The organism is Streptomyces longisporoflavus (assembly GCF_014649775.1).
In the GTDB taxonomy this organism is placed as follows: domain Bacteria; phylum Actinomycetota; class Actinomycetes; order Streptomycetales; family Streptomycetaceae; genus Streptomyces; species Streptomyces longisporoflavus.
On the sequence record NZ_BMTR01000011.1, the window covers coordinates 17,668 to 37,313 of the forward strand.

General features: G+C 72.6%; 22 protein-coding genes. 13 read left to right on the forward strand and 9 right to left on the reverse strand.

What is annotated here, in order from left to right; all coding sequences use genetic code 11:
* The first annotated feature begins 48 nt into the window (after positions 1–48).
* A complete protein-coding gene (locus IE226_RS22535; RefSeq protein ID WP_190083137.1) occupies positions 49–654 on the forward strand; it encodes an ArsR/SmtB family transcription factor in 606 nt (201 codons plus the stop codon).
* 14 nt (positions 655–668) lie between these two features.
* Entirely contained in the window at positions 669–1,925 is a 1,257-nt protein-coding gene (locus IE226_RS22540; RefSeq protein WP_190083138.1) for an MFS transporter, read from the forward strand.
* 9 nt (positions 1,926–1,934) lie between these two features.
* On the opposite strand, the gene IE226_RS22545 is transcribed toward IE226_RS22540, so the two are convergent.
* A complete protein-coding gene (locus IE226_RS22545) occupies positions 1,935–2,336 on the reverse strand; it encodes a VOC family protein (RefSeq protein WP_190083139.1) in 402 nt (133 codons plus the stop codon).
* Positions 2,336–2,971 (reverse strand): TIGR03085 family metal-binding protein, encoded by a 636-nt coding sequence (locus IE226_RS22550; RefSeq protein ID WP_190083140.1) that lies wholly within the window; start codon positions 2,969–2,971, stop codon positions 2,336–2,338. Before IE226_RS22550 ends, IE226_RS22545 begins: the two co-directional genes overlap by 1 nt.
* An 82-nt stretch (positions 2,972–3,053) precedes the next feature.
* Between IE226_RS22550 and hisI the strand changes: the two genes are divergently transcribed.
* Positions 3,054–3,434 (forward strand): phosphoribosyl-AMP cyclohydrolase, encoded by a 381-nt coding sequence (hisI, locus tag IE226_RS22555; RefSeq protein WP_190083141.1) that lies wholly within the window; start codon positions 3,054–3,056, stop codon positions 3,432–3,434.
* On the opposite strand, the gene IE226_RS22560 is transcribed toward hisI, so the two are convergent.
* Positions 3,415–3,882 carry a hypothetical protein gene (locus IE226_RS22560; RefSeq protein ID WP_190083142.1) on the reverse strand — a complete coding sequence of 156 codons (468 nt, stop codon included), beginning with the start codon at positions 3,880–3,882 and terminating at the stop codon, positions 3,415–3,417. The genes hisI and IE226_RS22560 overlap by 20 nt on opposite strands.
* A gap of 78 nt (positions 3,883–3,960) precedes the next feature.
* Between IE226_RS22560 and IE226_RS22565 the strand changes: the two genes are divergently transcribed.
* From IE226_RS22565 to lgt, 10 genes are all read left to right on the forward strand, one after another.
* Positions 3,961–5,472 (forward strand): anthranilate synthase component I, encoded by a 1,512-nt coding sequence (locus IE226_RS22565; protein WP_190083143.1) that lies wholly within the window; start codon positions 3,961–3,963, stop codon positions 5,470–5,472.
* A 7-nt stretch (positions 5,473–5,479) separates the two neighbouring features.
* On the forward strand, positions 5,480–6,151 hold the full coding sequence (locus tag IE226_RS22570) for a TIGR02234 family membrane protein (RefSeq protein WP_190083144.1): 672 nt from the start codon (positions 5,480–5,482) through the stop codon (positions 6,149–6,151).
* A 101-nt stretch (positions 6,152–6,252) separates the two neighbouring features.
* Positions 6,253–6,492: an HGxxPAAW family protein gene (locus tag IE226_RS22575; protein ID WP_190083145.1), complete on the forward strand. Its 240-nt coding sequence runs from the start codon at positions 6,253–6,255 to the stop codon at positions 6,490–6,492.
* 109 nt (positions 6,493–6,601) lie between these two features.
* Positions 6,602–7,045: a DUF2752 domain-containing protein gene (locus tag IE226_RS22580; protein WP_190083146.1), complete on the forward strand. Its 444-nt coding sequence runs from the start codon at positions 6,602–6,604 to the stop codon at positions 7,043–7,045.
* A 187-nt stretch (positions 7,046–7,232) separates the two neighbouring features.
* Complete coding sequence (trpC, locus tag IE226_RS22585) at positions 7,233–8,042, forward strand: indole-3-glycerol phosphate synthase TrpC (RefSeq protein ID WP_190083147.1); 810 nt, start codon at positions 7,233–7,235, stop codon at positions 8,040–8,042.
* Between the two features lie 8 nt (positions 8,043–8,050).
* Positions 8,051–8,272 carry a tryptophan biosynthesis modulator TrpM gene (gene trpM / locus IE226_RS45265; protein WP_373307012.1) on the forward strand — a complete coding sequence of 74 codons (222 nt, stop codon included), beginning with the start codon at positions 8,051–8,053 and terminating at the stop codon, positions 8,270–8,272.
* Positions 8,273–8,371: 99 nt separating this feature from the next.
* Positions 8,372–9,658, forward strand: coding sequence for a tryptophan synthase subunit beta (gene trpB / locus IE226_RS22590; protein ID WP_190083148.1), 1,287 nt, complete (start codon positions 8,372–8,374; stop codon positions 9,656–9,658).
* The gene (gene trpA, locus IE226_RS22595) at positions 9,655–10,470 is read left to right on the forward strand and encodes a tryptophan synthase subunit alpha (RefSeq protein ID WP_190083149.1); all 816 of its coding nucleotides are present in this window, start codon (positions 9,655–9,657) and stop codon (positions 10,468–10,470) included. Before trpB ends, trpA begins: the two co-directional genes overlap by 4 nt.
* Positions 10,471–10,533: 63 nt before the next feature.
* The gene (locus IE226_RS22600) at positions 10,534–11,310 is read left to right on the forward strand and encodes a DsbA family protein (protein WP_190083150.1); all 777 of its coding nucleotides are present in this window, start codon (positions 10,534–10,536) and stop codon (positions 11,308–11,310) included.
* Between the two features lie 100 nt (positions 11,311–11,410).
* Positions 11,411–12,391, forward strand: coding sequence for a prolipoprotein diacylglyceryl transferase (gene lgt, locus IE226_RS22605; RefSeq protein ID WP_190083151.1), 981 nt, complete (start codon positions 11,411–11,413; stop codon positions 12,389–12,391).
* A 60-nt stretch (positions 12,392–12,451) separates the two neighbouring features.
* Here lgt and IE226_RS22610 read toward each other — a convergent pair whose 3' ends face one another.
* Genes IE226_RS22610 through IE226_RS22635 form a run of 6 tightly spaced genes read right to left on the reverse strand, consistent with a single transcriptional unit; the run spans position 12,452 to position 19,132 of the window.
* The gene (locus IE226_RS22610) at positions 12,452–13,285 is read right to left on the reverse strand and encodes an HpcH/HpaI aldolase/citrate lyase family protein (protein ID WP_190083390.1); all 834 of its coding nucleotides are present in this window, start codon (positions 13,283–13,285) and stop codon (positions 12,452–12,454) included.
* 20 nt (positions 13,286–13,305) lie between these two features.
* The gene (locus IE226_RS22615) at positions 13,306–14,493 is read right to left on the reverse strand and encodes a CaiB/BaiF CoA transferase family protein (protein WP_190083152.1); all 1,188 of its coding nucleotides are present in this window, start codon (positions 14,491–14,493) and stop codon (positions 13,306–13,308) included.
* Positions 14,490–15,398 carry a ribokinase gene (rbsK, locus tag IE226_RS22620; RefSeq protein ID WP_190083153.1) on the reverse strand — a complete coding sequence of 303 codons (909 nt, stop codon included), beginning with the start codon at positions 15,396–15,398 and terminating at the stop codon, positions 14,490–14,492. The genes IE226_RS22615 and rbsK overlap by 4 nt, the downstream gene beginning before the upstream one ends.
* Positions 15,395–16,774, reverse strand: a complete 1,380-nt coding sequence (locus tag IE226_RS22625; protein ID WP_190083154.1) for an ADP-ribosylglycohydrolase family protein — start codon at positions 16,772–16,774, stop codon at positions 15,395–15,397. Before IE226_RS22625 ends, rbsK begins: the two co-directional genes overlap by 4 nt.
* Positions 16,771–17,958, reverse strand: coding sequence for an ADP-ribosylglycohydrolase family protein (locus IE226_RS22630; RefSeq protein WP_190083155.1), 1,188 nt, complete (start codon positions 17,956–17,958; stop codon positions 16,771–16,773). Before IE226_RS22630 ends, IE226_RS22625 begins: the two co-directional genes overlap by 4 nt.
* Positions 17,909–19,132, reverse strand: a complete 1,224-nt coding sequence (locus tag IE226_RS22635; RefSeq protein WP_190083391.1) for an ADP-ribosylglycohydrolase family protein — start codon at positions 19,130–19,132, stop codon at positions 17,909–17,911. The genes IE226_RS22630 and IE226_RS22635 overlap by 50 nt, the downstream gene beginning before the upstream one ends.
* Between the last annotated feature and the right edge of the window lie 514 nt (positions 19,133–19,646).

A 19,646-nucleotide genomic window follows, 5' to 3' on the forward strand; every position in this document is an offset into this window, starting at 1 on the left:
TGCGCAATTTATATTGCGCAAGTTTTCTTTCCTGTCTACGGTGACGGCATGGACGACAAACAGCCCGAGCCCGGCGGCGAACCCCGCCGCATCACCGACCTCGGCACGCTCAAGGCGCTGGGGCACCCGCTGCGGTTGAGGGTCTACGGCACGCTGCGGGTCTCGGGCCCCTCGACTGCCTCCCAGCTCGCCTCGCAGGTCGACGAGGCGGTCTCGCTCGTCAGTTACCACCTGCGCAAGCTCGCCGAGCACGGCCTCATCGAAGAGGCCGACGTGCAGAGCGAGGACGCGCGGGAGCGGTGGTGGCAGGCGGCGCAGGACACCCTGAGCTTCCGGCACGAGGACTTCAAGGACACGCCGGAGGGAGCGGCCACCCACGCGGCCGTCGTCCGCAGCCTGATCGCGTACCGCAGGGAGCAGTACGAGACCTACCTGGCCCAGCAGGAGGCGTGGGGCGCCGAGTGGCGCATCGCGGCCGATCAGTCGGACTTCCTCGCCCGTCTTAACCCGGCCGAACTGAAGCGGCTCAACGCCGAGATCCATGCCCTGGTCAAGACGTACGAGGAGCAGGGCAAGGCCGCCGAGGCGGCGGGCGACACCGAGGGCCGCGAGAACGTCGCCGTCCACCTGGCCAGCTTTCCCTTCCGGCTCTGAGAGGGCGTTCCGCGATGTCCACCACCGGCATACGTACGACTCCCGCCGCTTCAGCCACTGAGATACCCGCGCACCGGGACGGCAACGTCCTGCGCTGGCTGGCCGCCTACACCGCCTCGATGGTCGGCGACAGCATCTACTTCGTGGCGCTCTCCTGGGCCGCCACCCGCAGCGGCAGCCCCGCACAGGCGGGGCTCGTCCTGGCCGTCGGCTCCCTGCCGCGTGCCGCGCTCATGCTCGGCGGAGGCGTGATCGCCGACCGGTTCGGGCCCCGCAGGGTGGTCATCGGGAGCGACGCGGTGCGCTGCGCGGTGATTCTCGCCGTCGCCGTGCTGCTCCTGGTGACCACTCCCGGGATCTGGCTCCTGATCCCCGTCGCCCTGGTCTTCGGTGCAGTGGACGCACTGTTCCTGCCGAGCGTCGGCGCCCTGCCCGCGCGCATCACCACGCCGGGGCAGCTCGGCCGGGTGCAGGGCATGCGGGGGTTCGCGCAGCGGGTGGCCACGGTCGCCGCCGCACCACTGGGCGGCCTCGCGGTGGCGGTGGGCGGTCCCGCGGCGGGGTTCGGAGCGGCGGGTGTGCTCTTCGCCGGTTCACTGGTGCTGTTGATGGCGGTACGCGTCCAGGAGCTAGCACCGGACGAGGAGGCGGGGACGAGCGAGAGCGCCTGGCGTCAGCTCGTGGACGGCCTCGCGTACATCCGCGGGCACCGCGTACTCGCGCCGCTGCTCCTGGTGGCCGGGGTGACGGAGCTGGGTTTCGCGGGTCCGGCCAACATCGGCGTCGTGCTCCTCGCCGACCAGCGCGGCTGGGGAGCCGCCGGTATGGCGTGGATCATCGGGGGCTTCGGAGTAGGTGCCGGGGCCGCGGCGCTGCTGCTCGCGGTGCGGGGTCGTGTCGCGCGGGCCGGAGCCGTCCAGTCCTGGGGAGTGGTGGCGGGCTCCGTCGCACTGGGCGCGATCGCCTTCGCGCCCTCGGTCTCCCTCGCGGCGGTGGCAGGGCTCTGCGTCGGACTGTGCACCGGGCTCGGCGGCGCGCTGATCGCCGCCCTGCTGCAGACGGTCACCGATTCCGCCTACCTGGGCCGCGTCACCTCGGTGGCCACCCTCTTCACAGTGGGCGTCGCCCCCGTCTCGTACCCCGTCGTCGGCGCGGCGATCGGCACCTGGGGCGTAGAACCGGTCTTCGCCGTCAGCGCGGCGGTGAGCGCGGCGGGCGGGGTGCTCGGCCTCTGCTCCCGCGCCCTGCGCCGCACCGAACTGCCGAGTTGACGCCCGCTCCTACCCAGCGGACGCGTCCTGCATGAGCTGCACCAGATTCCCCACCGAGTCGTCAAGCACCGCGGTGATCACCGGTCCCTGCTCCTCGGGGCCCTGGGTGAACCGCACCCCGAGCCCCGTCAGGCGCTCGTGCTCGGCCCGTACATCGTCGACCCCGAAGACGATGCACGGGATGCCCGCCTCGTGCAGAGCCTTGCGATAGGGCTCCGCGATGGGACCGTCGCCCGGTTCGAGGAGCAGTTCCACATCGCTCTGACCGCCCGCCGCCCCGACGGTGACGAAGACCTGGCCGGCCACCATGTCCACGTGGTGCCGGGTCTCGAAGCCGAGCACGTCCGTGTAGAAGGCATGGGCTCTCGCCACGTCGTCGACGTACACACCGGTCATGGCGATCTTGATCATCAAAGTCCCAGCTGCTTGGTCTCGTGCAGGCGGGCGATCGCGTCCTTCTCGCCGTCGAGATCGACGTCGGCCGCCTCCTGCCGGCCGTACACGTACAGGAGCAGCTCGGACGGTTCCCCGGTCACCGTCACCACGGGAGTGCCGCGGTGCGCCACGGCCGTCTGGCCGTCGGGGCGCCGAAGGACCATGCCCACCGGCGCCTTGCGGCCCATCAGGCGGGCCATCCGCTCCAGGCGGGACCACAGGGCGTCCGAGAAGACCGGGTCGAGCTCGCGCCGCGTCCAGTCGGGCCTGGCGCGGCGTACGTCCTCGGTGTGGATGTAGAACTCGACGGCGTTCGACGTCTCGTCGATCTGCTTGAGGGAGAAGGGCGAGAAGCGCGGCGGCCCCGTCCTGATCAGCTGGATCAATTCCTCGTACGGCTTCGCGGCGAACTCGGCCTGCACACGCTCCAGGCGCGAGGCGAGCTGCTTGATCAGCAGCCCGCCCGCGGCGTCCGCGCGGCGCTCGCGGACCACCACATGGGCCGCGAGGTCACGGGTGTTCCAGCCCTCGCAGAGGGTGGGGGCGTCAGGGCCTTCGGCCTCCAACAGGTCGGCGAGGAGAAGTCGTTCACGCTTGGCATGGGTCGACATGCCGTCCAGCCTACGACTCGGCAACCGGCCCGCCCAGTGGACACGGCCGGGCCGATCCGCGCGGGCGCGGCACAATGGCCCCATGACCGCCACACCCCCGCCCAGCAGCCTCGACCCCGAGATCGCCGCCCGCCTCAAGCGCGGCGCCGACGGCCTGGTCCCCGCCATCGCCCAGCAGTACGACACCGGCGAGGTGCTGATGCTGGGCTGGATGGACGACGAGGCCCTGCACCGCACCCTCACCACCGGCCGCTGCACGTACTGGTCGCGCAGCCGCCAGGAGTACTGGGTCAAGGGCGACACGTCCGGCCACTTCCAGTACGTGAAGTCCGTGGCCCTGGACTGCGACGCGGACACCGTCCTGGTCCAGGTCGACCAGATCGGCGCCGCCTGTCACACGGGCACGCGCACGTGCTTCGACTCCGACTCCCTCACGGTCACCTTCACCGGCACCGGAGCGTGATCGTCTCGCCGTCCCGCAGCACGATGCGGGACGGATCGCCGGCCAGGGCCCGCCCTCCGACGTCGCCGCGGCACTTCTTCTGTGCCGTGCTCACGCCCCACTCGGTCATGAACTGACCCAGCGTGAAGTCCCGCCACTCCTCCGACTCCACGTGCAGGGTGCCGGTGGTGTCGTGCGTGTGCAGCGGGCTGTAGCGGGGCTTGGGGCCCGAGCGGTCGATGCCGATGTCCGCGGGGACCGTGACGGGACGGCCGCCCGAGTACACCTTCAAAGTGGTGTGGATGTGCATGTCCATCGCCTCGGAGTCGAGCATCTCCAGGCCCGCGGCCCGGACTCTCTCGGGTACGTCCTTGGGGGCGGGCCACACGACGGGCTCGGGGGCGGTGGCCCCGAACGCCGTCGAGGCGAGGACGAGGACAAGGGCGGACAGCGTACGACGGTTGGTCATCGTCCAGTTCTAGCGGCAGACGTTCCACCTGTCGGGCCGCAACACCGTGGGCCACCCGCACGGCCGTAAGCTCCTCCCATGGATCTCGAGACCTTCCGCAAGCTCGCGAGCGACCGCCGAGTGATCCCCGTCAGCCGCAAGCTCCTCGCGGACGGCGACACTCCCGTCGGCCTCTACCGCAAGCTCGCCGCCGAACGCCCCGGCACGTTCCTCCTCGAATCCGCGGAGAACGGCCGCACCGACATCTCGTGGTCCCGCTACTCCTTCGTCGGCGTCCGCAGCGCCGCCACCCTCACCACCCGCGACGGCCAGGCGCACTGGCTGGGCACCCCGCCCGTCGGCGTCCCCACCTCCGGCGACCCGCTCGACGCCCTGCGCGCCACCGTCCAGGCCCTGCACACACCGCACGACCTGGCCTCCGGGATGCCGCCCTTCACCGGCGGCATGGTCGGGTACCTCGGTTACGACATCGTGCGCCGCCTGGAGAAGATCGGCCCCGGCGAGCGGGACGACCTCCGACTGCCCGAGCTGACCATGCTGCTCACCAGCGATCTCGCCGTCCTCGACCACTGGGACGGCTCCGTGCTCCTGATCGCCAACGCGATCAACCACAACGACCTGGAGACGGGCGTCGACGAGGCGTACGCCGACGCGGTCGCCCGCCTCGACGCCATGGAGGCCGACCTGTCGCGGGCCGTCTCCCAGCCCCCGGCCGCGCTGCCGCCCTCCGAGCTCCCGGAGTACACCGCGCTGTGGGGCGGCGAGCAGTACCAGGAAGCCGTCGAGGACATCAAGGAGCGCATCCGCGCGGGCGAGGCCTTCCAGGTCGTCCCCTCGCAGCGCTTCGAGACGCCCTGCGACGCGAGCGCGCTCGACGTCTACCGCGTGCTGCGGGCCACGAACCCGTCGCCGTACATGTACCTCTTCCGCTTCGACGGATTCGACGTCGTCGGCTCGTCGCCCGAGGCCCTCGTCAAGGTCGAGGACGGGCGCGCCATGGTGCACCCCATCGCGGGCACCCGGCCGCGCGGCGCGACCCCGCAGGAGGACCAGGCGCTCGCCGAGGAGTTGCTCGCCGATCCCAAGGAGCGGGCCGAGCACCTGATGCTGGTCGACCTGGGCCGCAATGACCTGGGGCGGGTCTGCGAGCCGGGATCGGTCGAGGTCGTCGACTTCATGTCCATCGAGCGGTACTCCCACGTCATGCACATCGTGTCGACGGTCACCGGCCAGGTCGCCGGGGGCCGCACCGCCTTCGACGTCCTCACCGCCTGCTTCCCCGCGGGCACCCTCTCCGGCGCCCCCAAGCCGCGTGCGATGCAGATCATCGACGAGCTCGAACCCTCCCGGCGCGGCCTGTACGGCGGCTGTGTCGGATATCTCGACTTCGCCGGCGACTCCGACACCGCCATCGCCATCCGCACCGCCCTGCTGCGCGAGGGCACGGCGTATGTGCAGGCCGGGGCGGGGGTCGTCGCCGACTCCGACCCCGTCGCCGAGGACACCGAGTGCCGCAACAAGGCGGCGGCCGTCCTGCGGGCCGTCCACACGGCGAACCGGCTGCGGAACCCCGCCGGACGTGAGGGATAGTGGAGGGGTGACTTCTGCCGTACCTCCGCCCCGCACCCGGGCCGCCGACGCCGCCGACGCCCCTGCCGAGCCCGAGACCCGGGCCCAGCGCAGCGGCCGGCGCAGCATCGCCGTGGCCCTGCTGTCCGGCGCAGTCGGCGCGGCCCTCGCCCTGCTCGCGTCCCGCCAGACGTGGGCGAACGGCACCGCTTCGGTGGCGGGCGGCGAGCTGCCGCTGAGCGCCACGGGCAGCGACGTCACGGGCGTGCCCGCGGCCCTGGCGATAGTGGGTCTCGCCGCGCTCGTCGCCGTCTTCGCCGTCCGCAGGGCAGGCCGGATGCTGGTCGCGCTGCTGCTCGCGCTGAGCGGCGCGGGCACCGTGGCCGCCGCCCTCCTGGCCGCGAACGACAGCCGCGCCCTCGACGAGAAGGCCGCCGAGGCCTCCGGCGACACCGCCGCCACCATCGGTGATCTCAGCCACACCGCCTGGCCGTACGCGGCCGCCGCCGCGGGCGCGCTGATCCTGATCGCCGGGCTGCTCGCCCTGACGTACGGAAAGTCCTGGCCCGCGATGTCGGGACGCTACGAACGCGACGGCGCCCCGCGCCCGCGCAAGGCGGCGCCCGAGGTGGACCCGGACCGGCCCGAGGACCTGTGGAAGGCGCTCGACCGCGGCGAGGACCCCACACGCGAGGCATGACCCCGGGCTCGGGCACGCGCGCGCGTGCGGGACAATGGGGCGGTGGGCATTCGGCTCACCCCGTGCATCACCACCACGCATACAGCAACGAGGAGCAAGTCATGGCGGGCAGCAGCCACGGACACACCCCGGCCGCCTGGACCGGTGTCATCATCGCCTTCATCGGTTTCTGCGTATCGGGTGCCTTCATGGTGTTGGCCAACCCGCTGGGCTTCTGGGCCGGCATGGTCATCGTCGCCGCCGGTGGCGTCGTGGGCCTGCTCATGCGTGCCGCGGGCCTCGGCCAGGCGAAGCGCTCGCAGCCGCAGCCGAAGGGGCAGCTCGCCCACTCCGAGGGCTGAGCCCCCGGCCCGCGTCCTCGATCGTCGTACGCGGGAGGCGGCCCCGGCAGCTGCCGGGGCCGCCTCCTTTCGTGTCCCCCACGGGCGGCGACCGGCGCCCGCGGGCACAATGCGTCGAGTGGACGCTGACCCCGGGAGCGCGGCACCAGCCGTCGGCCCCGCCCTGCGACGGCTCGCCGTGCCCGCCGGCGTGCTCGGCTCGGTGATCGCCGCCTTCGCCTACGTCGGCGCCGTCGATCCGAACGAACCCGGCCACTACCCCGCCTGCCCGCTGCTGCGACTCACCGGCGTGTTCTGCCCCGGCTGCGGCGGGCTGCGCAGCGCCCACGCCTTCGTCCACGGCGACCTCGCCACGGCGCTCGGCGCCAACGCCCTCGCCGTCGCCGGGTACGTCGTCTTCGCGGTCGTGTGGACCCTGTGGGCGGTCCGCGCGGCGCGCGGGCGAGGGTCGCGGATCGAGTTGGGGACCGCGCAGCTGTACGGGATCGGGGTGCTCATCGCCGTGTTCACCGTCGTGCGCAATCTGCCGTTCGGGGCATGGCTGCATCCTTGATGTACGGCGAAACCGCAGGCAGCGGGCTTGCGGGGTGTCCGAGTCGTGGGACTGGCGTCAACCGGATGCGGGGCCTTCGCCCTCCTGCGGATACCATCGCAGTGACCATCGGAAATGCCTGATGAGGCAGCCGAACAAGCTTGAGGTTCAAACAGCAGCTTCACCGTCAGGGAAGGGGGCCGCTCGCGTGAGTGTGCTCGACGAGATCATCGACGGAGTCCGTGCCGACCTCGCGGAACGGCAGGCGCGCGTCAGCCTCGACGAGCTCAAGGAGCGCGCGGCGAAGGCTCCTGCGGCCAAGGACGGGGTCGCGGCCCTGCGCGGCGACGGCGTCAAGGTCATCTGCGAGGTCAAGCGCTCCAGCCCGTCCAAGGGCGCCCTCGCCGCGATCGCCGACCCGGCGGGCCTGGCCGCGGACTATGAAGCGGGCGGCGCCGCCGTCATCTCCGTGCTCACCGAGGAGCGCCGCTTCGGCGGATCGCTCGCCGACCTGGAGGCCGTCCGGGCCAAGGTCGACGTCCCGGTCCTCCGCAAAGACTTCATGGTCACCTCGTACCAGCTGTGGGAGGCCAGGGCGTACGGCGCCGACCTCGTGCTCCTGATCGTGGCCGCCCTGGAGCAGCCCGCCCTGGAGTCGCTCATCGAGCGCGCCCAGTCGATCGGCCTCACGCCGATCGTCGAGGTGCACGACGAGGAGGAGGCCGAGCGGGCCGTGGACGCGGGGGCGCGGGTCATCGGCGTCAACAACCGTGACCTCAAGACCCTGAAGGTCGACCGCTCCACCTTCGAGCGGGTCGCCCCCGAGCTGCCGGACAGCGTCGTCAAGATCGCCGAGTCCGGTGTCCGCGGGCCGCACGACCTCATCGCGTTCGCCAACGCGGGCGCCGACGCCGTCCTCGTGGGCGAGTCCCTGGTGACCGGCCGCGACCCGAAGAGCGCGGTCTCCGACCTGGTCGCCGCGGGCGCGCACCCGGCCCTCCGGCACGGGCGGAGCTGACCCTCCCGATGACCGCCTTCGCCCGCCTCGCACCCGGCTGCCGCCCCCGCGGCTGCCGGGCGCCCGCGCGGCGTGTGCGGGGTCGCAGGGTGCGGTACGTCATCGGCGACGAGCCGGGCCAGGTGAACGGGATGCGATGGCCGAGCGCCCCGTCAGGGGCGCGGGGAATTGCGCGACCAGCCACGGCGTCGCGTCGGCCGGACGAACCGTCCGCCCTTTACGGCGCGTAGCCGTCCTCACCCCGGTGGGGCCTGCTCGCGCAGTTCCCGTGCCCCTCGCGGGGTCGATCGCATCGCAGATCACCCATTCACGCCACGTGAGGTAGAGGCATGTCCAGCGAGTACTTCCACCCCGACCCAGAGGGTCAGATCCCCAGCGCCGAAGGCTACTTCGGCGCCTTCGGCGGAAAATTCATCCCGGAGGCCCTCGTCGCCGCCGTCGACGAGGTCGCCGTCGAGTACGACAAGGCCAAGAACGACCCCGAGTTCGCCCGCGAGCTCGACGACCTCCTGGTCAACTACACCGGCCGGCCCAGCAGCCTCACCGAGGTGCCCCGGTTCGCCGAGCACGCCGGCGGAGCCCGGATCTTCCTCAAGCGCGAGGACCTGAACCACACCGGCTCGCACAAGATCAACAACGTGCTCGGCCAGGCCCTGCTCACCAAGCGCATGGGCAAGACCCGCGTCATCGCGGAGACCGGCGCGGGCCAGCACGGCGTCGCCACCGCCACCGCCTGCGCGCTCTTCGGCCTCGAATGCACCATCTACATGGGCGAGATCGACACCGAGCGCCAGGCCCTGAACGTGGCCCGCATGCGCATGCTCGGCGCCGAGGTCATCGCCGTGAAGTCCGGCAGCCGCACTCTGAAGGACGCCATCAACGAGGCGTTCCGCGACTGGGTCGCCAACGTGGACCGCACGCACTATCTCTTCGGGACCGTGGCGGGACCGCACCCCTTCCCCGCCATGGTGCGCGACTTCCACCGCGTCATCGGCGTCGAGGCCAGGCGGCAGATCCTGGAGCGCGCGGGACGCCTGCCCGACGCCGCCGTCGCCTGCGTCGGCGGCGGCTCGAACGCCATCGGCCTCTTCCACGCCTTCATCCCGGACGCCGACGTGCGGCTCATCGGCTGCGAGCCCGCGGGCCACGGCGTCGAGACCGGCGAGCACGCGGCCACGCTGACCGCGGGCGAGCCCGGCATCCTGCACGGCTCCCGCTCCTACGTCCTCCAGGACGAGGAGGGGCAGATCACCGAGCCCTACTCGATCTCGGCGGGCCTCGACTACCCCGGCATCGGCCCCGAGCACGCCTTCCTCAAGGACAGCGGACGCGGCGAGTACCGCGCCGTCACCGACGACGCGGCGATGCAGGCACTGCGTCTCCTGTCGCGCACCGAGGGCATCATCCCGGCCATCGAGAGCGCCCACGCGCTCGCCGGAGCCCTTGAGGTCGGCAAGGAGCTCGGCAAGGACGGGCTGATCGTCATCAACCTGTCCGGGCGCGGCGACAAGGACATGGACACGGCCGCCCGTTACTTCGGCCTGTACGACACGGACGCCGCCGTCGAGGCGGACGCGGGCAGCGACGCCGCGGAGATCGAGGGGGACGCCAAGTGAGCGGCAACATCCGACTGCTGGACGAGACCCTCGCGGCAGCCAAGTCCGAGGGCCGGTCCGCCCTCATCGCCTACCTCCCGGCCGGTTTCCCGACCGTGGACGGCGGCATCGCGGCCATCAAGGCCGTCTTCGACGGCGGAGCCGATGTCGTGGAGGTCGGTCTGCCGCACAGCGACCCGGTCCTCGACGGCCCCGTCATCCAGACCGCCGACGACATCGCGCTCAAGGCGGGCCTGAAGATCGCCGACGTGATGCGCACCGTGCGCGAGGCGTACGAGGCGACCGGCAAGCCGGTGCTCGTGATGACGTACTGGAACCCGATCGACCGCTACGGCATCGAGCGCTTCACCGCCGAGCTCGCCGAGGCGGGCGGCGCCGGGTGCATCCTGCCCGACCTGCCCGTACAGGAGTCGACGACCTGGCGGGAGCATGCCGAGAAGCAGGGCCTCGCGACGGTCTTCGTCGTCGCCCCGAGCAGCAAGGACGAGCGGCTCGCCACCATCACGTCGGCAGGATCGGGCTTCGTCTACGCGGCGTCGCTGATGGGCGTCACGGGCACCCGCGAGTCGGTCGGCGAGCAGGCGCAGGAGCTGGTGCGGCGCACCAAGGCCACCACCGACCTGCCGGTCTGTGTCGGCCTCGGCGTCTCCAACGCCCGGCAGGCCGCAGAAGTCGCGGGCTTCGCCGACGGCGTGATCGTCGGCTCCGCCTTCGTCCAACGGCTGCTGGACGCGCCGGACGAAGCGGCGGGCCTCGACGCCGTCCGCGAACTCGCCGGTGATCTGGCCAAGGGAGTTCGCGGCAGCGCGTAACTCGTACGGGTGGACCCGGGGCCGGGGAGGCACGCTCGTGCCTCCCCGGTTCGTTGGCCGGGTGTGAGCGAGAAGAACCGTGAGGGAAAGCGCGCGGCCCGCGACCGGCTGGCGGAAGAGCGAGAGCGGCAGAAGTCGCGGGACAAGCAGCGCAGGGTGTTGATCGTGAGTGCCGCCGTCGTGGGCGTGCTCGCGCTCGCCGCCGTGGCCGGCCTGGTCGCTGCCAACTCCGGCGACGACAAGGAGACTTCGGGCCCCCTGTCGGCGCCCAAGGGGGCGAGCGGCAAGGACCAGCTCTCCATCCCCGTCGGCAAGGCGAGCGCCAAGTCCACCCTCACCATCTGGGAGGACTTCCGCTGCCCCGCCTGCAAGTCGTTCGAGGACAGGTTCCGCACGACCATCCACGAACTCGCCGACAAGGGCCGGCTCAAGGTCGAGTATCACCTGGCGACGATCATCGACGGGAACATGGGCGGCAGCGGCTCCCTGCGCGCCGCCAACGCGGCGGCCTGCGCCCAGGACGCCGGGAAGTTCACCGCGTACCACGACGTGCTGTTCAAGAACCAGCCCCCCGAGCCGGACGACGCGTTCAGCAAGAACGACAAGCTGATCGACCTCGCCGGCCAGGTGAACGGACTGGACACGGACTCCTTCAAGAAGTGCGTGAACGACGGGGAGCACGACAGCTGGGCCCTCAAGTCGAACAAGGCCTTCCAGGAAGCGGGCCTCCAGGGCACGCCGAGTGTGCTGCTCGACGGCAAGAACATCTTCGCCGACCAGCAGAACCCGATGACCCCGGCGCAGCTGAAGGCCAAGGTGGAAGCGGCGAACAAGGGCTAGGGGCCCGCCCGGAGCGGGTTCCTCGCGGGGCCCCTGTTATGGAGACGTAGCCGGGCTGGTTGCCTCGGGCACCGCCCGGCACGGTAGCGTCGGACCTGCCATGGACCTTGCCTTCATTCCCAGCCCCTCGCGCGGAGTGGTCGAACTCGGACCCATCCCGCTGCGCGGCTACGCGTTCTGCATCATCATCGGCGTCTTCGTCGCCGTCTGGCTCGGCAACAAGCGGTGGATCGCTCGCGGGGGCCGCCCAGGCACCGTGGCCGACATCTCCGTCTGGGCCGTGCCGTTCGGCCTCGTCGGCGGGCGTCTCTACCACGTGATCACGGACTACCAGCTGTACTTCAGCGAGGGCCGTGACTGGGTGGACGCCTTCAAGATCTGGGAGGGCGGCCTCGGAATCTGGGGCGCGATCGCGTTCGGCGCGGTCGGCGCCTGGATCGGCTGCCGCCGGCGCGGCATCCCGCTGCCCGCCTGGGCAGACGCCCTCGCCCCCGGCATCGCCTTCGCCCAGGCGATCGGCCGCTGGGGCAACTGGTTCAACCAGGAGCTGTACGGCAAGGCCACGGATCTGCCGTGGGCGCTGAAGATCACGTCCGTGGAGGACGGCCGGGTGCCCGGCACGTACCACCCGACGTTCCTCTACGAGTCCCTCTGGTGCATCGGCGTCGGCTTCCTGGTCATCTGGGCCGACCGCCGCTTCAAGCTGGGACACGGCCGGGCGTTCGCGCTGTACGTCGCGTCCTACTGCGCGGGCCGCGCCTGGATCGAGTACATGCGCGTGGACGACGCGCACCACGTCCTCGGTCTGCGGCTCAACGTCTGGACCGCCATCGTGGTGTTCGTGCTCGCCGTCGTCTACTTCGTGCTCTCGGCGCGGAGCCGCCCGGGCCGCGAGGAGATCGTCGAGCCCGTGCCCGCCGGTGAGGAGTCCGCGAAGGACGGGGACGACGACGCCGCATCCGCCGCGGGGGACAAGGACACGGCCGGAGGCAAGGACGAGAAGAAGGACGGGGAGACGGACAAGCAGACGGACAAGGAGGCGGACAAGGACGGCGCCGCCGAGTCCGCCAAGAAGGGCTGACGCACCCTCCGCTTCGTACGTCGACGGGGCCGCCGGATCACCGATCCGGCGGCCCCGCCGCTATGGGCGCCGCCGCGCGAGATCCAGTACCCGCTGCGCCCCCTCCACCACCGCCTTGTCCACGAACGTGCCGTCCGGCAGCGCCAGGGCGCCCTCCTCCGTCGTGGATGCCTTGACGATCTGCTCGGCGTGGTCGATCTCCTCGGGAGTGGGGAGATAGGCGCGTTCGATGGCGGGGAGCTGGCGGGGGTGGATCGCGGCGCGGCCCAGGAAGCCCAGGGAGCGGCCGTGCGCGCAGGATGCCGTCAGGCCCGCGATGTCACGGATGTCGGGGTACACCGACTGCGCGGGCGGTGCCAGGCCCGCCGCCCTGGCGGCCACCACCACGCGTGAGCGCGGCCAGTCGAGGCCCGCGTCGTCGCGTACGCCCAGGTCCGCGCGGAGATCCGCCTCGCCGATGGAGAGCCCGTGCAGGGCCGGGTGGGCGGTGGCGATGGCGAAGGCGTGCTCCAGGCCGGCCGCCGATTCGATGAGGGCGTGCAGGGCGGGGGCACCGCCGTCCGCGGGTGCCGAGCGTTCCGCGACGCGTACGACGTCGGCCGGGCGGGTCACCTTGGGCAGGCGCAGGCCGCCGACGCCGGGCAGGTGCGCGATCGCCCGCAGGTCGGCCTCGGCGAGGGGTCCGTCCAGGGCGTTCACGCGGACGTGGACCGGGACGGCGGGGGGCTCGGAGAGCAGCTCGGCCGTGGCCGCTCGCGCGTACTCCTTGCGGTCGGGGCCGACCGCGTCCTCCAGGTCCACGATGACGACGTCGGCGCCCGCGAGCAGGGCCTTCGCCACCACGGCCGGCCGGTCGCCCGGCGCGTACAGCCAGGTCAGCGGCGTGCCCTTCACCGTGTCCCGGTCCGTGCTCCTCACAGCGCGCCCTCCTTGCGCAGCCCCGCGATCTCGCGCTCCGACAGGCCCAGTTCGCTCAGGACCTGCTCCGTGTCCGCTCCGTGGGGGCGGCCCGCCCAGCCGATCGAGCCGGGTGTCTCGGAGAGGCGGAAGAGGACGTTCTGCATGCGCAGCGGGCCGAGCTCCGGGTCGTCGACCGTGGTGACGGTGTCCAGGGCCGCGTACTGGGGGTCCGTCATCACGTCGCGTACGTCCTGGACGGGAGCGACCGCCGCCTCCGCCTTCTCGAAGGCCTCGATCACCTCCGTGCGGGTGTGCCGGGCGATCCAGGCGCCGACCGCCCCGTCGAGCACGTCCGCGTGGGCCGCGCGGTCCGCGCCCGACGCGAACCAGGGCTCGGCGATCAGTTCGGGGCGGCCCACCAGGCGCATCACGCGCTCCGCGATCGACTGGGCCGACGTGGACACGGCGACCCAACTGCCGTCCGCCGTGCGGTAGGTGTTGCGGGGCGCGTTGTTGGTGGAGCGGTTTCCGGTACGGGGCTGCACATGGCCCAGTTGGTCGTACCAGGTGGGCTGCGGGCCGAGGACCGTGAGAATCGGCTCGATGATCGCCATGTCCACCACCTGGCCCCTGCCCGTCCGGTCGCGGGCCGCGAGCGCCGTCATCACCGCGTACGCCGTCGCGAGCCCCGCGATCGAGTCGGCGAGCCCGAAGGGCGGCAGGGTCGGCGGCCCGTCCGGCTCGCCGGTGATCGCGGCGAAGCCGCTCATGGCCTCCGCGAGCGTGCCGAAGCCGGGGCGGCGGGAGTACGGGCCGAACTGGCCGAAGCCCGTGACGCGGGTCAGGACCAGGCGGGGGTTGGCGGCGCTCAGCTCCTCCCAGCCGAGGTCCCACTTCTCCAGGGTGCCCGGCCGGAAGTTCTCGACGATCACGTCCGCCGTCGCGGCAAGGCGCAGGAGGGTCTCGCGGCCGCCCGGCGCGGAGAGGTCGAGGGTCATCGTGCGCTTGTTGCGGCCCAGGATCTTCCACCAGAGGCCGACGCCGTCCTTCGACGGGCCGTGTCCCCGCGACGGGTCGGGCCTGCGCGGATGCTCGACCTTGATGACCTCGGCGCCGAAGTCGCCGAGCATCGTGGCGGCGAGCGGGCCGGCGAAGAGGGTCGCCAGGTCGAGTACGCGCAGACCGCTGAGGGGCGCCGTCATGAGGTCGCCCCGTTCGCCCGGGCGTCGATCTCGGAGCGGAACGGCATGGACGACGAGGCTCCCGTGCGCTGGACGGAGAGTGCGGCGGCCGAGGATGCCCAGGTGAGCGCGTCCGGCAGACAGCCGCCCTCGGCGAGGGCGACCGCGAGGGTGCCGACGAACGTGTCGCCCGCGCCCGTGGAGTCCACGGCGGTGACGCGCGGGGCGGCGACAAGCACCGGCTCGGCGTCACGGGTCGCGTACAGGCTGCCGCGCGCGCCGAGCGTGACGACGACTTCGGGAACCCGGGACAGGAGCGAGCGTGCGGCTTCGTGCGGATCGGTCAGGCCGGTGAGGGTCGCCGCCTCGTACTCGTTCGGCACCAACAGGTCTACGGCGTCGAGGAGTTCGGGTGGCAGGGGCTGTGCGGGAGCGGGGGTGAGGATGGTGCGTACACCGTGCCTGCGGGCGGCCCGCGCGGCGGCGAGCACCCCCTCCACGGGGATCTCCAGCTGGAGGAGAAGGGCGTCGGCGGAGGCGATCAGTCCCTCGTCGCCCGGGGCGAGTGCGGTGAGTGTGCCGTTGGCGCCGGGAATCACGACGATCGCGTTGCCGCCCTCGTCGTCGACCACGATGTGCGCGGTGCCGGTGGCCTCGGCCTCGACGGTGCGCAGCAGGTCGGTGTCGACGCCGGAGTGGTCGAGTGCGCTGCGGAGCTGGGTGCCGAAGGCGTCGGCGCCGACCGCGCCGATCATCGACACGGCGTCGGCGCCCGCGCGGGCCGCGGCTACGGCCTGGTTGGCGCCCTTGCCGCCGGGAAGCGTACGGAACTCGCGCCCGGTGACGGTCTCTCCGCGCTGCGGTGCCTTGGCGACGTACGCGACGAGGTCCATGTTCGTGCTGCCTAGCACGGCGATGTGGGTCATGGGCGAGGTCTCTCCTGGGCGAGTTCGGTGGTGAGGTCGGCGAGGGTGTCGAAGCCGATGCCGTCGAAGCCGGGGACGGAGCTGGCGACGCGGTTCTTGAGCGGGGAGGTCCAGCGGTCGGGCAGCGCGTCCGGGTGGCCCGCGAGCAGCCCCGCGATCGAGCCGGCGGTCGCGCCGTTCGAGTCGGTGTCCCAGCCGCCGGAGACCGCGCGGGTGATGGAGCCGGTGAAGTCGCCTCCGGCGTGGGTGAGGGCGGCGGCCAGGAGGGCGGCGTTGGGGATGACGTGGACCCAGTGGTGGTGGCCGTAGGCGGCGTGCAGCTGGTCCACGACGTCGTCGAAGTCCGTTGTACGGGCGGCCAGTTGGATGCCGTGGCGGACGGCGCGGGCCAGGCGTGAGTCCGGCGGTACGACGGTCAGGCCCGTGCGCAGGCAGTGGTGGACGTCTCCGCCGCCTGCCGCCGCCTCGGCGATGACGGCCGCCGCGAACATCGCTCCGTACACGCCGTTGGCGGTGTGGGTGAGGGATGCGTCGCGGTACGCGCTGTCGGCGGCTGCCGCGGGGGCGCCCGGGTGTGTCCAGCCGTGGACGTCGGCGCGGATCAGGGCGCCGATCCATTCGCGGAAGGGGTTGTGGTGGGTGGCGGTGTGCGGGGGCTCGATGCCGCTGAGGAGGTTGCGGTAGGCGATGCGTTCGGCGGTGAAGGTGCGGGCCGCGGGCAGCTCGTCCAGCCAGAGCTTCGCCACGTCCGTGGTGGTGAAGTCTCTGCCGTGGCGTCGGAGAAGGCGGAGATTGAGGAGGGGGTAGTTGAGGTCGTCGTCCTCGGGCATGCCGTCGATGTTCTCGGCGAGGGAGTTTTGCGCGGAGCGCTTGTTCCAGGGGTGGGCTTCCCTTAGCTCCGGGGGGAGTCCCTTCTCCGTGAACCAGGTGGTGAGGGGCCAGTTGCCTGTTGCTTTGGCCAGGCTTCTGATGGCGGTGAGGGGGAGCTTCTCCACTGGCTTGCCCAGGAGGCAGCCTGCCGCTCTGCCCAGCCAGGCGGCGTGCAGGCGGTGACGTAGGGCCTCTCTTTCTCCGCTGTGCCTCATCAGCGCGCTCCGCGCGCGGGCGCCCCCTCCCGAAACCGCCTGCCGCGGGGCCTTGTTCTCCGGTGCGGGAAGGTGGGTGGCATCGTCCAGTTCGTCGAGGAGCTGTTCTGCCAGTGCTCGGAGGCGAGGGCCTGCCGGGGTCGGGGACGCTCCCGCTGTGGGCGGGGCCAGGTGGCCGCCTGCCGTCAGCCAGCGGGACTTGATGGCCTCGACGTCCTTGCCCTCCTCCTGTGCCTGGCGCAGTTCGTGGCCCACCAAGTCCTCCGGCTGGACCCAGGTGAGGCGGATCATGGGGTGGCCGTCAGGGTCGCGTACGCCGATTCGTGGGCGCGGCGGCGTCGTACGTCGCGGGTGAAGATCTCCCCGGTGACCTCCGTGAGGGTCCGCGCGGGGGCGTGCAGGTCCAGGCGGCTGGCCTCCGCGACCGTCTTCGACCACTCGGGCGGCGCCTCCGAGCCGAGCGCGCCGGCGATCGCGCCGCTCATGGTCGCGATGGAGTCGCAGTCGCGGCCGTAGTTGACCGAGCCGAGGACCGTGTGGCGGTAGTCGCCGTCGCCCACCAGGAGCATGCCGAGCGCGACGGGGAGTTCCTCGATGGAGTGCAGGCGGGAGGGGCGGCGGGCGCCGAGCGAAGGGGCGCGGTAGTCGGGGCCGACCGTGTCGAAGGGGGTGACCGCGGTGCGCAGCGGGGTCAGCGCGGACTCGAAGTCCCGGTGGTGGGCGGCCACTTCGACCACGGACTCGATCGCGGCCCGTGTGCCGTCCTTCGCCAGGGAGAGGGCGGTGTCGATCACCGAAGTCGGCGTCGCGCCCGGCGCGCACGCCGCCGCCACCGCCGCGGCGAAGACCGCCGCCGCCTCGCGCCCGTACGACGACTGGTGTGCGCCCGCGATGTCCAGGGCCTCGGCGTACGCGCCCTTGGGATTCGCGGCGTTGACGAGGCCGACCGGTGCCATGTACATCGCCGCACCGCAGTTGACGATGTTTCCGGTGCCCGCCTCGCGAGGGTCGACGTGGCCGTAATGGAGGCGGGCGACGATCCACTTCTCGGCGAGGAAGAGGCGCTGGAGGGGGATGGTGTCCGCCTCCAGCTCCGGGATCCAGCGGGGAGTGGTCATGAGGTCGGGGACCAGGTGGTCGGCGACCGAGTAGGCGTCCAGATGGTCGCGGACGGTGGCGTACACGCGGATGAGCGCGTGCGTCATCAGGGTGTCGTCGGTGACGTGCCCGTCGCCCTTGTGGTACGGCGCGATGGGGCGGGCGGTGCGCCAGTGGTCGCCGTTCCAGGGGCCGACGATGCCGTGTACGCGTCCGCCGTGCCGTTCGGTGATCTGCTCGGGGGAGTAGCCCTCGACCGGGCCGCCCAGGGCGTCGCCGACGGCTGCTCCGACCAGGCAGGCGGTGATCCGGTCGGCGAGAGGAAGGTCATCGGGCGGCAGGACGGTGGGCAGTGTCCGGGGCTTTGGTGACGTCATGCCGGAATTGTCCTCCCGGAGCGGTCAGTTCCGTGGCTGCCAGCTGCCCGGCGAGTTTCACCAGGTCGGTGCCGGCGAGGCGGGGGAGCGCGCAGCCGGAGAGCGTGCGGCAGACCTCGCGCCAGGTCTCGGGGATGGCGGCGGCCGTGCCGAGCGCGCCGGTCAGCGCGCCGGCCAGGGCGGGGGCGGAGTCGGCGACGCGGGAGAGGCAGGCGGCGGCGGGTACCGCCTCGCGGATACGGCCTCGGGACGCGGTGGTCAGGGCGAGGGCGACCGGGACGGTCTCGGCGGCGGCGATGCCGTAGCTGTAGACGTGGTCGACGATCTGGTGCTCCAGGAGGGGGACGAGGCCGAAGGCGCCGTCGTCCGTCTGGGTGCGGGCGAGCTTGACGGCGTGCCAGGCGTTGCGGCCGATCTCGGTGTGTTCCGGCAGCTGGGCGAGGGCGGCGTCCACGGCGGCGTCCACGTCGGCGCCGCCGATGGCCGCCGCGATCGCCGCGGCCATCGCGCGGGCACCGTGCACGCCGTCGCCGTCCTGGGTGTAGCGGGCGTCGAACTCCGCGAGCGCGGCGGCCTGTTCGGGGTCGCCCGGATGGACCAGGGCGAGGACGCAGGCGCGTACGCAGGCGGCGTCGTCGAAGAAGTGGGGGTTGTCGTGGCCGGTGGCGGGCGGACGCAGGCCCGTGGCGAGGTTGCCGAGGCCCGCCCGTACGGAGATACGGGCGCGGAGGGGGAGTACGGCGGACTCGACCTCGGGGGCGCGGGCCGCCGCGGCGGCGATCTCGCCGGCGAGGGTGGTCCAGGACAGGTCGATGGCCGCGCGGACCCGGTGGTCCCGGGGCAGCCGGGGGCCGGTGGCGCCGGCCGCCGCGCGGAGCAGCGACTCGGCGGTGAAGGCCGCCCATTCGGCGTCGTCGGAGGGGCCGAGGCGGAGGGGTTCGGGGGGTTGGTTCAGGGCGATGGGGACGGGGAGGGTGGTGGTGGCGTTCTGCTCGGCGAAGGTGTCCAGTTCGCGGGTGAGTCTTCGTGTCCACTCGGGCATGCGGGCGGCTCTGTGCCGGGCGGCGGGCCACCCGGCGGCGTCGCCTGCGGCAAGGCCGAGCAGCAGGCCCTCGACGCGCGCCCCGGACGCCTCGCTTCGGCGGCCGCCGCTTCCGCCGTCCGCCCCCGGCATCACGGCGGGAAACCCCGATTGCCCTGCGGAAGGCCTGCCCGTGGCGGGGTGCACGGGTGGGTGGGCGGGAGAGATCCGCCGCGACGCGGCGGGCTTGTCGGCGGCCTCGGCGGCTCCGGCCCACCCCGCTGCGGCCTCGGCGGCTCCGGCCCACCCCGCTGCGGCCTCGGCGGCTCCGGCCCACTCCGCGGCGGGCTTGTCGGCGGCCTCGGCGGCTCCGGGCCACCCCGCTGCGGCCTCGGCGGCTCCGGGCCACTCTGCGGCGGGCTTGTCGGTGGTTTCGGCGGCTCGGGGCCACTCTGCGGCGGGCTTGTCGGCGGCCTCGACGGCTCCGGCCCACCCCGCTGCGGCCTCGGCGGCTCCGGGCCACCCCGCTGCGGGCTTGTCGGTGGTTTCGGCGGCTCGGGGCCACTCTGCGGCGGGCTTGTCGGCGGCGTCGGCGGTTCCGGGCCACTCCGCGGCGGGCTTGTCGGCGGCCTCGGCGGCTCCGGGCCACCCCGCTGCGGGCTTGTCG